The following is an 833-nucleotide window of genomic DNA, read 5'->3' as shown; positions in this document are numbered from 1 at the left end:
CATGGGAAGCCGAAGAAGGGCGCGGCAAGCTGCGATAAGCCCCGGGGAGGCGCAAACGGCCTTCGATCCGGGGATTCCCGAATGGGGGAACCCAGCAGGGGTCATGCCCTGCTACCCGCACCCGAATACATACGGTGCGAGGAGGCAACCGGGGGAACTGAAACATCTAAGTACCCCGAGGAAAGGAAATCAACCGAGACTCCGGGAGTAGCGGCGAGCGAAACCGGACCAGAGCCCAAACCCGCGCACGTGCAAGCGACAGGGCGTTGCTGCGCGGGGGTTGCGGGGCGAGCCATCCCGAGAGCCTGCTCTCTCGGGCGGAGTTACAAAGCGTCATGGAAGCGGAACGGCATGGGAAGGCCGGCCGCAGCGGGTGAGAGCCCCGTACGCGGATCCATGGCGCCTCCGAGGCGCGTCCCCGAGTAGGGCCGGGCACGTGAAACCCGGTCCGAAGCAGGGGGGACCACCCTCCAAGGCTGAGCACTCTCCCATGACCGATAGCGAACAAGTACCGTGAGGGAAAGGTGAAAAGCACCCCGAGAGGGGAGTGAAAGAGCACCTGAAACCGTGCGCCCCCAAGCAGCCGGAGCACCCTCTGCGGTGTGACGGCGTGCCTTTTGTAGAATGAGCCAGCGAGTTGCGTCCGGCGGCGAGGTTCAGCTCAGAAGCGAGCCGCAGCGAAGGCGAGTCATTAAGACGGCGATTGAGTCGCCGGGCGCAGACGCGAAGCCGGGTGAGCTATCCATGGGCAGGCTGAAGCAGGGGTAAGACCCTGTGGAGGGCCGAACCCACTTCGGTTGAAAACGGAGGGGATGACCCGTGGATAGGGGTGA

The 833-nt window shown here is 64.5% G+C and carries 1 rRNA gene; it reads left to right on the top strand.

Annotated features, from left to right (window positions below):
- Positions 1 to 833: ribosomal RNA gene (locus F8C90_RS10765) — 23S ribosomal RNA — on the top strand; the annotation flags it as partial.

Origin of the sequence: Ellagibacter isourolithinifaciens, assembly GCF_008831035.1 — a bacterium.
Classification (GTDB): Bacteria; Actinomycetota; Coriobacteriia; order Coriobacteriales; family Eggerthellaceae; genus Ellagibacter; species Ellagibacter isourolithinifaciens.
This window is presented reverse-complemented; position numbering and strand designations above follow the sequence as displayed.